The sequence below is a fragment of the Streptomyces sp. NPDC001606 genome, from assembly GCF_053596835.1.
Map to the genome: position 1 here is coordinate 47,143 of NZ_JBSFHC010000028.1, position 12,066 is coordinate 59,208.

12 protein-coding genes are annotated in these 12,066 nt (G+C 69.3%); 4 read left to right on the top strand and 8 right to left on the bottom strand.

The window, feature by feature from the left end; all coding sequences use genetic code 11:
- Positions 1-446: 446 nt before the first annotated feature.
- The gene (locus tag ACWCV9_RS34855) at positions 447-1,025 is read right to left on the bottom strand and encodes a TetR/AcrR family transcriptional regulator (RefSeq protein ID WP_387517061.1); all 579 of its coding nucleotides are present in this window, start codon (positions 1,023-1,025) and stop codon (positions 447-449) included.
- Positions 1,026-1,113: 88 nt separating this feature from the next.
- On the opposite strand from ACWCV9_RS34855, the gene ACWCV9_RS34860 reads away from it, so the two are divergent.
- On the top strand, positions 1,114-1,995 hold the full coding sequence (locus ACWCV9_RS34860) for an SDR family oxidoreductase (protein WP_450792668.1): 882 nt from the start codon (positions 1,114-1,116) through the stop codon (positions 1,993-1,995).
- 120 nt (positions 1,996-2,115) lie between these two features.
- Here the strand turns inward: ACWCV9_RS34860 and ACWCV9_RS34865 are convergent, their stop codons facing one another.
- Together ACWCV9_RS34865 and ACWCV9_RS34870 are read right to left on the bottom strand one after the other, a co-directional pair.
- Positions 2,116-2,949: a transposase family protein gene (locus tag ACWCV9_RS34865; protein WP_385848234.1), complete on the bottom strand. Its 834-nt coding sequence runs from the start codon at positions 2,947-2,949 to the stop codon at positions 2,116-2,118.
- A 70-nt stretch (positions 2,950-3,019) separates the two neighbouring features.
- On the bottom strand, positions 3,020-3,472 hold the full coding sequence (locus ACWCV9_RS34870; RefSeq protein WP_385848235.1) for a hypothetical protein: 453 nt from the start codon (positions 3,470-3,472) through the stop codon (positions 3,020-3,022).
- Between the two features lie 517 nt (positions 3,473-3,989).
- Between ACWCV9_RS34870 and ACWCV9_RS34875 the strand changes: the two genes are divergently transcribed.
- Together ACWCV9_RS34875 and ACWCV9_RS34880 are read left to right on the top strand one after the other, a co-directional pair.
- Positions 3,990-5,429, top strand: coding sequence for a hypothetical protein (locus tag ACWCV9_RS34875; RefSeq protein ID WP_450792669.1), 1,440 nt, complete (start codon positions 3,990-3,992; stop codon positions 5,427-5,429).
- Positions 5,426-6,865 (top strand): hypothetical protein, encoded by a 1,440-nt coding sequence (locus ACWCV9_RS34880; RefSeq protein WP_450792671.1) that lies wholly within the window; start codon positions 5,426-5,428, stop codon positions 6,863-6,865. The genes ACWCV9_RS34875 and ACWCV9_RS34880 overlap by 4 nt, the downstream gene beginning before the upstream one ends.
- 356 nt (positions 6,866-7,221) lie before the next feature.
- Here ACWCV9_RS34880 and ACWCV9_RS34885 read toward each other — a convergent pair whose 3' ends face one another.
- From ACWCV9_RS34885 to ACWCV9_RS34905, 5 genes are all read right to left on the bottom strand, one after another.
- Positions 7,222-8,163: a replication-relaxation family protein gene (locus ACWCV9_RS34885; protein ID WP_450792673.1), complete on the bottom strand. Its 942-nt coding sequence runs from the start codon at positions 8,161-8,163 to the stop codon at positions 7,222-7,224.
- A gap of 383 nt (positions 8,164-8,546) precedes the next feature.
- Positions 8,547-9,251, bottom strand: coding sequence for a hypothetical protein (locus tag ACWCV9_RS34890; RefSeq protein ID WP_450792674.1), 705 nt, complete (start codon positions 9,249-9,251; stop codon positions 8,547-8,549).
- A gap of 125 nt (positions 9,252-9,376) precedes the next feature.
- Complete coding sequence (locus tag ACWCV9_RS34895; RefSeq protein WP_450792676.1) at positions 9,377-9,718, bottom strand: hypothetical protein; 342 nt, start codon at positions 9,716-9,718, stop codon at positions 9,377-9,379.
- 48 nt (positions 9,719-9,766) lie between these two features.
- Positions 9,767-10,798 carry a phosphoadenosine phosphosulfate reductase gene (locus ACWCV9_RS34900; RefSeq protein WP_450792678.1) on the bottom strand — a complete coding sequence of 344 codons (1,032 nt, stop codon included), beginning with the start codon at positions 10,796-10,798 and terminating at the stop codon, positions 9,767-9,769.
- 74 nt (positions 10,799-10,872) lie between these two features.
- Entirely contained in the window at positions 10,873-11,556 is a 684-nt protein-coding gene (locus ACWCV9_RS34905; RefSeq protein ID WP_450792680.1) for a Mom family adenine methylcarbamoylation protein, read from the bottom strand.
- A 213-nt stretch (positions 11,557-11,769) separates the two neighbouring features.
- Here ACWCV9_RS34905 and ACWCV9_RS34910 point away from each other — a divergent pair, with 213 nt between their 5' ends.
- On the top strand, positions 11,770-11,925 hold the full coding sequence (locus ACWCV9_RS34910; RefSeq protein ID WP_450792682.1) for a CGNR zinc finger domain-containing protein: 156 nt from the start codon (positions 11,770-11,772) through the stop codon (positions 11,923-11,925).
- Positions 11,926-12,066 lie beyond the last annotated feature (141 nt).

The window sequence follows — 12,066 nt, forward strand, 5'->3', positions numbered from 1 at the left end:
AGGCGACCGTGGATGCCCACGTGAAGCTCGCCCTCCCCCCCCGGTGATGCGCAGACGGCAGCTCCCAGGACCCTGTCAGGCGCCTGCGCAGTGCCCCATCCGGGATCTGCGCAGCGGAAGCACAGGAACCACGGGATCGATTGCGCAGCCTGACCACGCATGCGACTGCGCAGGATCCTCGGCCGGTTGCGCAGGGCCGGATGCGCACGGCCCGTGGGCCGCTGCGCAGTGATCCTCCGCCAACTTGAAATCACAGGTCAAAGGGCTGGCATGACCGGCTCTCGGAGTGCTCACGCTGGCCGTGGGTGACTGTCTGCGCGGTAGATCATCTGTCAGCGATTGGCTTCGAGGTCTGTCAGGAAGAGCATGGAGTCTCGGAGGCGGTCGACGGGCGAAGTGCCCATGGCGCCGACAGGTTCCGGCCGAAGACAGCCGAGCGGCGTCGATCAACCCAGCGATGCGGTTGCCGCACGCAGCTCTTCCAGGGCTGCCAGTGCATGCGGCGCGAGCCCTTCTGTGTCATCACGATCGCTTTCGGACCACTGGGCGTAGCCTCGCTTGAACGCGAGGACGCCCAGCTCGCCCGCGAGTTGCGCAGTCGCTTCGGGGACGCCGCGGGCGATGAGCGCGGCTGTCATGGCTGCCGCGAGACCGACGCTCTTGAGGGCATCGCGCTCTTGTAGTTCGGTGCTGGCTGCCACGGCTGCTTTGAGGCGGGGGCCGAGTTCGCGGTTCGCTGGTCCCATGGCGCTCGATGCGCGCTCGAGACCGGCTGCTACCGCCTGGAGCGGGCCGGCACTCGCAGGGGCCTCGGTGATGCCGTCGGCGAGCAGCCTGCTGAGCGTTTCCTGGCCGGCGACCAGCAGCTCGCGCTTGTCGGAGAAGTGCCGGAAGAAGGTGCTCTTGGTGACGCCGGCGCGCTCGGCGATCTGCGTCACCGTGGTGGCGTCGTACCCCTGCTCGGTGAACAGGTCGACGGCCGCGACGACGAGTCGCTGGGCCGCTCCCGGTTGCCATCTAGCCATGAGACCAGGATAGGTGATGGGACACCTGTCCCATCACCGTGTAGGGTCAGTGATGGGACAAGAGTCCCATCACTTTCAGGGAGAGCTCATGCATGTCTTCGTCACGGGCGGTACCGGCACCATCGGCTCCGCCGTCGTCGCCGAACTACTCGGCAACGGCCACACCGTTCTCGCACTGGCTCGCTCGGACGGCTCCGCGCAGGCTCTCGAGACAGCCGGTGCCAAGGCGCTGCGAGGGGAACTGGCGGACCTCGACCTCCTGCGGTCCGGCGCAGCGCAGTGCGACGGCGTGATCAGTCTGGCATTCGGGCGCGACTACGGCAGTCCGGACGCTCTCGCGCAGGCCATCGCCGAGGAGAGCGCCGCTCTCACCGTGCTGGGGCAGGAACTGATCGGAAGCGACCGCCCGATCGTCACGGTCTCCGGCACGCCCTGGGTGCCGGGACGTGCCTCTGTCGAGGCCGATCCGCTGCCGACCGACGGACCGGTGGGCGGTCGGGGCCGTTCGGTCAACGCGCTGCTGGACCTCGCCTCGCGCGGTGTGCGCAGCACGGCCGTCCGCATGCCGCGCACGGTCCACAACGAGGGCAAGGGCGGATTCGCCGGCCTGTTGACCGATCAAGCGCGCCGCACCGGGGTGGCCGGCTACCCGGGGGACGGCACCCAGCGCTGGCCGGCCGTGCACGCGCTCGACGCAGCGGTCCTGTTCCGTCTGGCCCTCGAGTCCGCACCGGCCGGGACGGCCTGGCACGCCGTCGCCGACGAGGGCGACGCGGTGCTGGACATCGCGACGGTCATCGGCCGACGACTGGACCTGCCGGTTGAGGAAGTTCCGCAGGAGAACTTCGGCCCGTTCGGTTCGATCTTCGCCATGGACCAGCCGGCGTCCAGCGCCCACACCCGCGAGGCCCTCGGGTGGCAGCCGACCCACCCCAGCCTCCTTGAGGACCTGGAGAACATTCAGCCCTGACGCACGCCGGTTCCAAGGGACCGTCCTGGGTCGGCTCAATGGGGCACTGGCAAAGGGCCGGTATGCCCGGTGCCGGGAGACCCGAATTCGTCGTGGGTGACTGTCTGCTGTGTAGATCTCTCAGCGGTTGACTTCGAGGTTCGTCAGGACGAGCAGGGCGCGCAGGAGGTGGGTGGCGCGGGCGGGGTCGGTGCGGAGTTTGGTGAGGATCCGCCAGTTCTTGAGGTGGGCGAAGCCGTGTTCGACGGGGGCGCGTCCGATGGTGAGGACGCGGTTGGCGGCCTTCTGGCCGGGGGTGAGCTTGTGGGTGCGGGTGGCGGCGAAGCCGGTGACGATCACGGGGTCGCGGATGTCGTTGTCCAGGCCGCGGAAGCCGAGGTCGGCCAACGCCCCGAGGCCGGCGGCACGCAGGTGGGCCAGGATGTGGTCATGGCGGGCGGCGGTGTTGTCGTGGGTGGAGCCGGGCCGGGCTGCGGATATCCAGATCAGGCGGCCTCTCTCGTCGGTCAGGGCGAGGAAGTGCAGGCCATGACTGCGGTGCTTGCCGGAGTAGTTCCGCCGGTCGGCTCTCCCAGTGCGGCGCTGGGTGCGGATGAGGGTGCCGTCGATCAGGACCACATCCCCGCCCCGTTTGGCGATTTTCTTCAGGGCACGGTCCAGGCGGGGCGCCTGCGCGGCGAGCAGCTCGATCACCTCGTCGCGCCAGCGACGGACGGTGGACTCGGACACGTTGTTGCCGCCGGCCAGGTCGGCCAGGCGCTGGTCGTGACGCAGTACGGCCAGGACGATCACTGCGATCCTTCCGGGCGGTAGGGCCCGCCACCTGGACCGTATCGCCTTCAAGTGGCGTCGCAGCAGATCGGCGAGGTGGTTGACGGTGCTCGTAGACAGCGGCAGACGGCACTGGTAGACAAGCGGGCAGGTGTCCTCGGCGCGCTCATGGGTTCTCGTCACACAGTCCCAACGACCGCCGGAGGCACCCCGGTTACGCCCTCACCGCACCGCCAAGTGGTGGCGTGCCTGGTTACAGGCGGGTGGTGAACCGGCCGTCGGGCGTTTTCCGTAGCCAGCCGCGGTCGGTCAGCCTGACCAGTTTCCCTCGCAGCGGTTCCAGCTTGGACCGCACGCTGATGTCCACCCCCAGCGTCTCGCCGACCTGCCGGGCCATGACCGGTCCGGCCGCCTGCCGCACGATGGCGAGAATGCGCTGGTACTCCGGCGGGAGCACGGTCTCCTCGACGTCCGGCGCGTGGTGCGGAATCAGCATCACCGCGCGACCACCCACCTGCCCAGGCACCGGCGCGGCCGAGGCACGTTCGTCGGCAAGCTGTTCACTCACCCGTTCAAGGACCCGTTCGGCGACAGCGAGTTCGTCCCGCTCAGCCCGCACCTCCGCCAACTCCTTGGCCAGCCGTTCTTCGAGTTCGTCCAGCTCCGCACGCCGCGCGGTGATCCGTTCCAGCAACTCGGGGCCCATACACCGGATCGTAGAAGGCACCCTGGCCCAGAGAGCAGGAATCGGCAAGTCGCCCCCTGACGGACGATCTACTCCTCTGGCAGTCGCCCACGACCAGCGTGAGCGCCCTGAGAATCGGTCACACCAGCCCTTTGACCTGCGGCTTCAAGTTGGCGGAGGCTCAGTCGAGTGCACGACTCGCTTCTGACCCGAGCAATGCGCGCTGATGCCCCGGCCCGCGACGGCGGCCGGGGCATCAGCGGTCCAGGCGAAGCCCCTGCGCAGTCAGTGAGTGAGCGCAGTGGAGGGAGCTGGTCGGCCCGACCATGAGCCTGACCACGGCAGCTAGATGCTTTCTGTTGCCGGATCGTGATCGATGGTCGGGGCTCATGGCCGTCAGCCTGGTCGGGGCCGGCGGGTGAGCTGTCTGCATGGATGACGCGTACGCCCGCGCCCCCAGGCCCGAGGGCCGCCCCATCCTCACGGGCCTGGCGCGCTGCCCTGGCCACCCCGTGCGGCCCGGTTCCGGAGCACGCCAGTGAGCCGACTCGGGGCAGGGGTCCGCCGAGGCGTCATGGCGGGCGATCAGTTCACCCAGATCGCCAACGGCCTGTTCCGCGACAGCCGGTTGTCCTACAAGGCGAAGGGGATCTTCGGGTACGTCAGCACCCACCGGGACGGCTGGCAGGTCACCGTCGCAGACCTGGTCTCCGTAGGCCCGGATGGGCGAGAGGCGGTCCGCGCCGGCCTCAAAGAACTCGAGCGGTACGGCTACCTCATCCGTGAACGCCTGCGTCGTGCGAACGGGACACTCGGCGAGGTCGTCTACGCGATCACCGACCGCCCCGCCGCCACCCTCGACGTCGCCCTGCTGGAAGCCACCTCCACCCTCGCCATCGCAGACGAACACGATGCCGGCTTCGCAGCTGGCATCCGGCGCGGGGTGATGGCGGGCGATCAGTTCACCCAGATCGCCAACGGCCTGTTCCGCGACAGCCGGTTGTCCTACAAGGCGAAGGGGATCTTCGGGTACGTCAGCACCCACCGGGACGGCTGGCAGGTCACCGTCGCCGAACTGGTACGCCGCGGCCGCGAAGGGGTCGACGCGGTCACCACAGGCCTCAAGCAGCTGGAGCGGCACGGATTCCTCTACCGCACCCGCGAGAGGAACACCGACGGAACGCTCGGCCAGGCGCTGTACTTCATCACCGATCTGCCCGCCCTGCAAAACCCCAGGTCGCAGCCAGAGTCGGGTTTTCCAGGATTGGATGAGCCTACGTTGGCTGATCCCGGCACTAAGAACACCAACAGAAAGAAGACCAAGAAGCAGAAGACCAGTCCCCTCCGTCCGTGCGGTCGCAGCGGCGCCGTGCCGGAATCTGGACGGAAGGACCAGACGGGGGCACCGAAGCTTCTGCCCATGCCGCCTGCTGCGGATGAGATGCACCCGGGCATCCGGCTGCTGCTCGACCTCGGGGCACAACGCCCAGAGCTGCTGCTGACCGGCAAGGCCCTCACCGATCAAGGCCGCGTCGTGACCGTGATGCTGGAAGCCGGCTGGAGCCGTGAGCAGCTGCTGCACGTCATCGCCGACCGGCCCTTGCCCCACCCGGTACGGACCACGGTCGGCGCGATCATCGCTGCCCGACTGCGTGCCGCTCAGGCCTACCCGCCGCCCGCGATCGTGGCTGATCACCACGATGCACCCGACTGGGACGACCCACCGCCGCGGCGGTCCGCCGAGTCTGCCGCCGCGCGCACGGTGAGTGAGGCCCTCACCTACCGGGCCCTTGTCGAATGCGCCGGCTGCGGCGTGCCCGGTACCGCTCCCGGCGAAGACCTGTGCCCGGCCTGCCTCGGCTGGCCGCTGTGCCGCACCTGCCCGGGCCCCACTCCCCGGCGTGCCCACCCCGACGGCGACGGCCGCTGCACCACGTGCGCCTCCGCCTTGACACATCCGGAAGGAAGCAGCCCGTGACCGACACCCCCCGCACCCCACCCACCATCGGCGCGCACCACGAGCGTCCCTTCCCCCAAGATCCAGGGCGCTGGAAGAAGGAACACTCCCGCGCCCTGCGCACCGGCCACATCCGCGACCACACCTGCTCGGACGCCTGCGAACTCGTCCTCGTCTACGAGCGCACCGGCTGGGGCTGGTTCGCCTGGACCATTCCCGGCGACGGCAGCGCGCCCGAGACCCCCCATCAGATCGGGGTGCTCACCCCTGCCGCGACCCGCGCACAGCGCCTGGCCCTGCTCTGGCTGACCAGGCGTCCCGCCCAGCGCATCGCCCTGGCATCCGTTCCCGGGTCCTTGCGGCTCTCCGGCGCCGCCATCGCCCTCATCAGCCTGGCCGTCGGCCTGTCCGCCATCGCCCAGGGCATCCCCGTAGACGTCGTCCTCCCGGCGATGCTGCTCGCCCCCCTCCTCGCGGAGCACCTGCCAGGCCGACTCGACGCCCGGGCCCGCGAACACGTTCGCAGCGTCGAAGGCGACGATGCCGTCCGCTACCTGGAGCGCTTCGCAGCCCTGCAGACCTACCTCGTCCAGGCCTCTGCGGGCAGCGACCGCTACGAACTGCGCCGCTCCGCCGAGATCGGCCACAACCTGCTGTGGGACGCCGCGGACCTGCTCCAGACCCGTGGCACCCACTCGGCCTCAGCCTGGCTCAGCGGCCGCGAGCGGCTGATGCTCCAACTCGCCGGTCAGGTCACCCAGGTCATGAAACGCGCCGCCGCCGAGCACGGCACGGCCGACGCGGGCCAGCACTGCGGACCCGTGCGGCCACTGGGCCCGCACCCGCTAGGCGTCCGTCCGCTGACACATGAGCTCAAGTCCAGTACAGGCCCGCTGAAGGGAGCCCTCCTGATGCCCCAGACCGAACCCACCCCGGCTGTTCGCACCACGAACGTCTATCTGCTGTTCGCGCACGAGCCGTACTACCCCGGCCCCGGAACCCAGGAGATCAACACCACCGTCGTCGCCGCCGGCTCACTGCTCCACCCGCAGGTGCTCCAGCCCGACGGCGCCCGGATCCACGACCTGCTTACCCAAGGACGCCGGCCGGGCGAGATCATCCCGCTGGCCACCCTCACCCACGAACTGAACGGTGGCGCCGACTGGCCGACCGTCGGCGACTGGGAGCGCGTCACCACCGACCTGGTGCAGCTCGTCCGCTCCGGGCACTGCGATGCCCTCAGCCTCGGCCTGCCAGAGATTGCGCGCGCCCTCGTGTGTACCGGTCCACACAACCAGGTGCGCGTCTACGACGTCGCAGCCAACGAGTTCATCGTCTACGGGCCTGCTGAGCGTGCCGCGGTCCTGACCGAGGTCGACATGGTCCTCACCAGCCTCGTGACCGAAGGGGGCGGTGGATGGGCCCGCCACCCTTCGGCGAACGCACGATGGTCCTGAGGTCCGAGCCCGGACCCCTGCCGCAGAGCAGCCCGGGTGCCTACGTGCTCACTGCCGTGGTGGTGAGCACGTAGTGAGCCAGGGGGCGTTTGGCCTGTTACCCGGGCAGGTGTCCTTGTTGACGTTCATTCCCCGAAGCTGGGCGTGAGTGGTTTTGATGCCGCTGGGCGACACGGTGCCCAAGCGGATGGGGGCCTGCCACTGGAGCAAATGCTCCTCCGGTAGGCGACCCATCGGGGTTCATCACCCATCGACGGAGGCACCGTCGAAGTCGTCCCACACAGCGGCGGCCGCAGGCGCCTTCCCTGACAGGAACCTGGAAGCGGCACGCTGACAAGCGGCCAAGGGGAGGCTGATCAACTGCTATGGCTCACGCTGGCGACTCCTAGATCCGTCCACGAGCGAGGCTTGCCGCCGGCCAACGGCCTCCAGACACTGTGGGTTGGACCGTGCTGCTCCAGGTCTTCCAGCACGGCGGCTCCCAGCCCGACTTTCCGGGCGAGGGCCGCTACGAGCGGGTGCTGAGCCACCATCGCCTGTAGATCGCTCATCCGACTATCCAGCCTGGCGCGGGAAGCACCAGTGAGTACGAAAAGCACACGGGGAAAGGCCGGATACCAGCGCAGCCAGACAGGGCCCGTGGTGGCCTGTTTACGCCGGCCGACGGGCTGAGCCTCGTACTGGAAGAGGCGGGCATACTCGATCAGCTTCACGGCCAGACGCTCACTGCTCATGGTGCTGCGATCGACTTCGACGAATGCGCGCAGCTTTCGACGGTGTTCGCTCTCGACGACGGTGTAGTACATCACCGCGTCAGCCACAATCCGCTCGCCCTCGCCGATGGAGTGGGACACCTCGGGTGTCCAGTCCCAGGGGCCGTGCTCGTGTCCCAGCCGACGGGCGTCTGCGGCGAAGGCAAGGTGGGTGCGTACGACGGCGAGCGTGTGCGGGGTCTTCAGCGACGCTGCCGTGGTGGAGGAGATGGGGTAGGGCGGCCGGCCCCGCAATGCGGGCAGGTCGCGGGTCAGCCGCGCGCCTTCCTGCGTGAGGTACCAGACGTTGGCACGCGTGCGGCTCGCGCCCGGCAGCACTGTGCAGTCGACCAAGCCGTCGGAACGCAACCTGTTCAGGACACGGGACATCAGCTGCCGTGTGCCGTCCGGGCGCAGCATCTGACGCAACTGGCTGGTCGTGGCGAGGCGGTGCTGGGCGAGCCCGGCCAGCACTTGGTAAGCCAAGGGCTCAGCGTGGCTCCGGGCCGGCGTCGTCGCCAGATTGCTCCCTACGGAGCTGCTCATGAGACGTTCCCTTCCGCGGCCGTCGCGGTCTCCTCTGAGACCGTCGGTTGCTGCTCAGGAAACCTGTGGGCCCCGACCAGGCTCCCCACCACGAGGCCCCGACCATGGTCACGAAGGCGAAACAGCCTCGTGGTGGGCGCCAACACGTGCGTCCACGGGCCCGACCAAGGGCTGTGCCTGGGGAGAGCTCACTGCCTCTGGCATGGGAGTGCAGGGAAACGGCTGTGGCGGAGAAGTTCGGCGATGGCCGGCCCGCAGCAGCCGGGGCTGCTGCGGGGCGTGGTGGCGAGCCACGCCATACCGGCCATCAGGCGACATCCGGCCCGCAAGGGACCAACGACCCGTAACCGGATGCCACATCTATGGGGCGGGGCAAAGGGGGCTCACCGCCGGTTTATGTGCCGCCGTTGGGCGGCCTGCTCGAGGATCCGCCGACGCGTCCACCGCCGGCGTCCGCCCTTCTCTGTGATAGCGTCGGGGGTTTCCAGGATGGGCAGGTTGCCCTGGGAGAGGCTGCTGGAGAAGGAGTTGAGGCTCTTGAACCCCAGCAGTGCCGCGGCCTGAGTGGCGCCCAATAGCTCGTCGGGGTCGCCGTCGACGGGCACGTCGGGCAGCGCGGGGGCCGTGCGTTTCGCGCCGGCGTGCCTGCCGCGGCCAGGGCGGCTGGCCATCCAGTCCAGCAGGGTCTGTACACGCCACAGCTGCCGACGGTAGGGGTTTTCGGCGGTGCCGAGCTCTTCGACGACGTCCGGGTCGGGGAAGTAGCCGGGGTGATCACGGACGAAGGTCGTGACCTGGTTGGCGTTCTTGTAACCCAGGAACCTCGAGGCCTCTGCTCCGTTCAGCAGGTCCTGCGGGTCACGGGCGGGCGGCGTGTGCTCGCGTAGTCGTGTCGGCGGGCGGTTCGCGAACCACTCACTGACCAGTGCGTGGTCCCACAGGCGGGCGCGGCCGCGCATGGCAGCGATTTCGGGGAAACCGTTCTCGGCGCGGTCCTTGTAGAGGCCGCTGATCCGCGCATGCGTCAGACCCTGTTCAGCCGCGATCTCGGCAGCGTCGACCAGGCGACGCTCACTGCGCGAGGTCATGACCCAACCGTCCATCCTGTCGGAGGTGAGCCGGCCTGCCCGCCTCACAACTCACATAATGGCAGGAGTTTGGGGCGGAGGTCTAGTACGCTGCCCAGGTTTCCCCGGCTGGCGCGAGGACGAAGTCATTCCTCCGGGATCAGGCACACACCGCGGTGAGCCGCGTCCTGGGCCATCTCCGAGTAGGCCAGGGCCGCCAGAGTCATCTCCCACTCGGCCAGGGCGAGCAGCAGGACCAACTCGTCGCGATCCTGGGACGCATCGCACGGCATGCCGGCCGCGGTCGCGGCCGCCACCAGATCCCCGCCGGACAGCCCGGCGAAGCGGGCCGCCACCGTGTCGCGCAGGTCTGCAAAACCCTGCTGGTACAGCTCACTCGCTTCGCGCAGGAGCAGCACCAGGTCCTCGTCGTGGCTGGCCGGTGCGGCCGCGGCGAGGTCGAGGAGGCGCTGGGTGGTCGTCGTCATCATCAGCAGTATGCCCTTCAAGAAAGAACAGAGACGTGTGGGAAATCTTCAGAGCGGAGCGGCACAGCCATCGCACGGAGATCGTCGTGTCCGCCGGGCCAGGTCGGGCTTCTTGCGGGGCTCCTCCTCCAAGGCCGCTCGGACCTGCTCCTCGAGGGCGGTGAACTCCGGGCCGTCGTCGGAGCAGACCACGCCGGGGTCGGGCGCTCCGCAGGCCGCGGCGTGCCGGATCAGATCGGTGATGCGCCAGTCAGCGCGGAAGCTGTCGCCTCGGACCTGTTCGACCTCGGCGTACAGGTCGGCCAGCCGCGGCCGCCGGCCGATGGAGAGCAGCACGTCGTGGCGGGAGGCGAAGACGCACAGCGAGCACGAGCAGCGGGAGGTTCCGCCCCAGTCGCCCGCACCGGGCGCCGAATCGTACGTCCAGCAGTACGGCACCGGCGCGTCGGTGTGCCACTCCTTGACCGCGTCGGTCGACCAGTCCTTGACGGGCAGCCACTCGTCGACGACGCGCGCACTGTTGGCCTGCACCGTACGGAACGCCGCCCGCTTCTTGCGGTCGGGCCCCTCGTCGCTGCGCAGACCCATGACCTTCAGGATCCGCACCGGGCGGCCGAGCTCGCGCTTCAGACGGTTGACGATCGGTGTCCAGGCGCTGGAGACCACGCTCTCCTTGGCGCTCTTGCGGCAGTACGGGCTGCCCATGCGCGGGAAGCGGCCGTAGGCCGCGATCTCGGTCAGCAGGCTGCGCGGCATCCGGGTGCCGTCCGGGCCCGGCATCGTGCGGGTGACCTCCAGGTGCCGGACGGCCGGCACCCCGAAGGCAGCGCTCTGCAGCGCGGCGAGCTCGGACACCCCGGGATAACGGATGCCGCCAAAGACCACCGGCGGCCACTCCAGCACTCCGAGGCTGGAGTGGTAGGAGATCACCCGGTCGTCCACGCCGGCGGCCCGGGCGGCTTCCATGAACACGCACATCATGACCGCGCTGTCCTTGCCGCCGGACAGCTGGGGCGCGAGCAGGTCGTAGGAGGTCAAGTCGGGCACGCGAGGCGGGCGGTGGACGGTACGCGAAGGCATGGCAGCTCCAAGGAGACGAGAACGGGGGGGCGCCAGGACTGGCGGCCGATCGCGGACGGCGGTGCCCGAGCACCTCACGCCGCTGCAGGCTCGGCGTCGGGACGTTTCGGGTAGGGCCGCAGCACGGGGAGACCGAGCTCGATCTCCTCCCGCTCACGGCGGGTCCGGCCAAGCCGGAACACGTAGCGCTGCACACCGCGGTGCCGGACGTTGCGGGCGCCAACCGCGGCCAGGGCCTCGCGCAGCCACAGAGCCGGGTCGCAGCCGGGCCGCGGCCGCGGAGCTCCGAGCGCAAGGAGTTGAGCAGCGGCGTATTCGTGGCCCTGCTCGGCGCGGCGGATCTTCTGCGCTGCCCGGTCGTGGAAGACGGTGCCGTCCGGCAGAAGCTTCACCGTCCGGGCGGTTGCCCGGCCGGCGTACACCGCGTTCGTCGCCGCGTAGATCGTTCCCACGTGCCCGGGCATCACCAGTCGGCCGGAGGCGGTGCGGCGCGGGACGGGGTCGGCGAACGAGACAACGCCGCGTACCCCGTCCTCGAGCAGAGCATCGAAGCAGCGGGCGAGGAACCACGATTCCGAGTTGCCGGGGCACTCATCGAGCAGGACGAAGCGCGAGCACACCAGCGACTCCTTGTAAGGGCGCAGGCCCGGCAGGGGCTTGGTAAGGACAGCTGTGCTGACCGGAACCCCGAACACGGCAACGCCGCACAGCCGACGCCTGCTGCCGGAGACGTCGTACAGGCCGAACTGCACCTTCACCGACCCCTTTATCTATACCTGTCAAGTGCAACTGCTGTTCACTGACCCATTGCTCGTGCAGGCACATCAGGCACGTTCTTCGCCGCCGGACGCTGGAGGTCGGCATGACAAGGGCCATGGGCGGAGCGGCTCAACGCGCTGATCGCCCTGCCCTACCTGACCCGCGACACCGCCCAGCCCTATGACCTGCGCGTCCACGGCACCGGGGATGCCGTGGACGCACTGGGCGGGGAGCTGTCCACCGGCCTGGCGCTGGTCATCGACTGGTTCAACGAGGGCCGTTTCAGCCTGTGCCAGGCCCTTGCCTGCGACCGGTTCTACATCGACCTCACCCGCAACGGCTCGCGCCGCTTCTGCGCCACCGGCTGATCTTCGCACTCCAAGACTGCCGCCTACCGGGCTCGCCGCACCACGTCCTGACGGCGGCTCCCACCAGGGGCTCTGGATCGCGGATGCGCCGCTCACGGGCCGTCGGTTACGGTAGAGGCATGTCTACGCCCCGAGTTTCCT

What these genes read in the sequence shown, in the direction of transcription:
- ACWCV9_RS34855 (WP_387517061.1), bottom strand. Translation starts at nt 1,025, where the DNA reads ATGGCTAGATGGCAACCGGGAGCGGCCCAGCGACTCGTCGTCGCGGCC.
- ACWCV9_RS34860 (WP_450792668.1), top strand. Translation starts at nt 1,114, where the DNA reads ATGCATGTCTTCGTCACGGGCGGTACCGGCACCATCGGCTCCGCCGTC.
- ACWCV9_RS34870 (WP_385848235.1), bottom strand. Translation starts at nt 3,472, where the DNA reads ATGGGCCCCGAGTTGCTGGAACGGATCACCGCGCGGCGTGCGGAGCTG.
- ACWCV9_RS34885 (WP_450792673.1), bottom strand. Translation starts at nt 8,163, where the DNA reads ATGAGCAGCTCCGTAGGGAGCAATCTGGCGACGACGCCGGCCCGGAGC.
- ACWCV9_RS34890 (WP_450792674.1), bottom strand. Translation starts at nt 9,251, where the DNA reads ATGACCTCGCGCAGTGAGCGTCGCCTGGTCGACGCTGCCGAGATCGCG.
- ACWCV9_RS34895 (WP_450792676.1), bottom strand. Translation starts at nt 9,718, where the DNA reads ATGACGACGACCACCCAGCGCCTCCTCGACCTCGCCGCGGCCGCACCG.
- ACWCV9_RS34900 (WP_450792678.1), bottom strand. Translation starts at nt 10,798, where the DNA reads ATGCCTTCGCGTACCGTCCACCGCCCGCCTCGCGTGCCCGACTTGACC.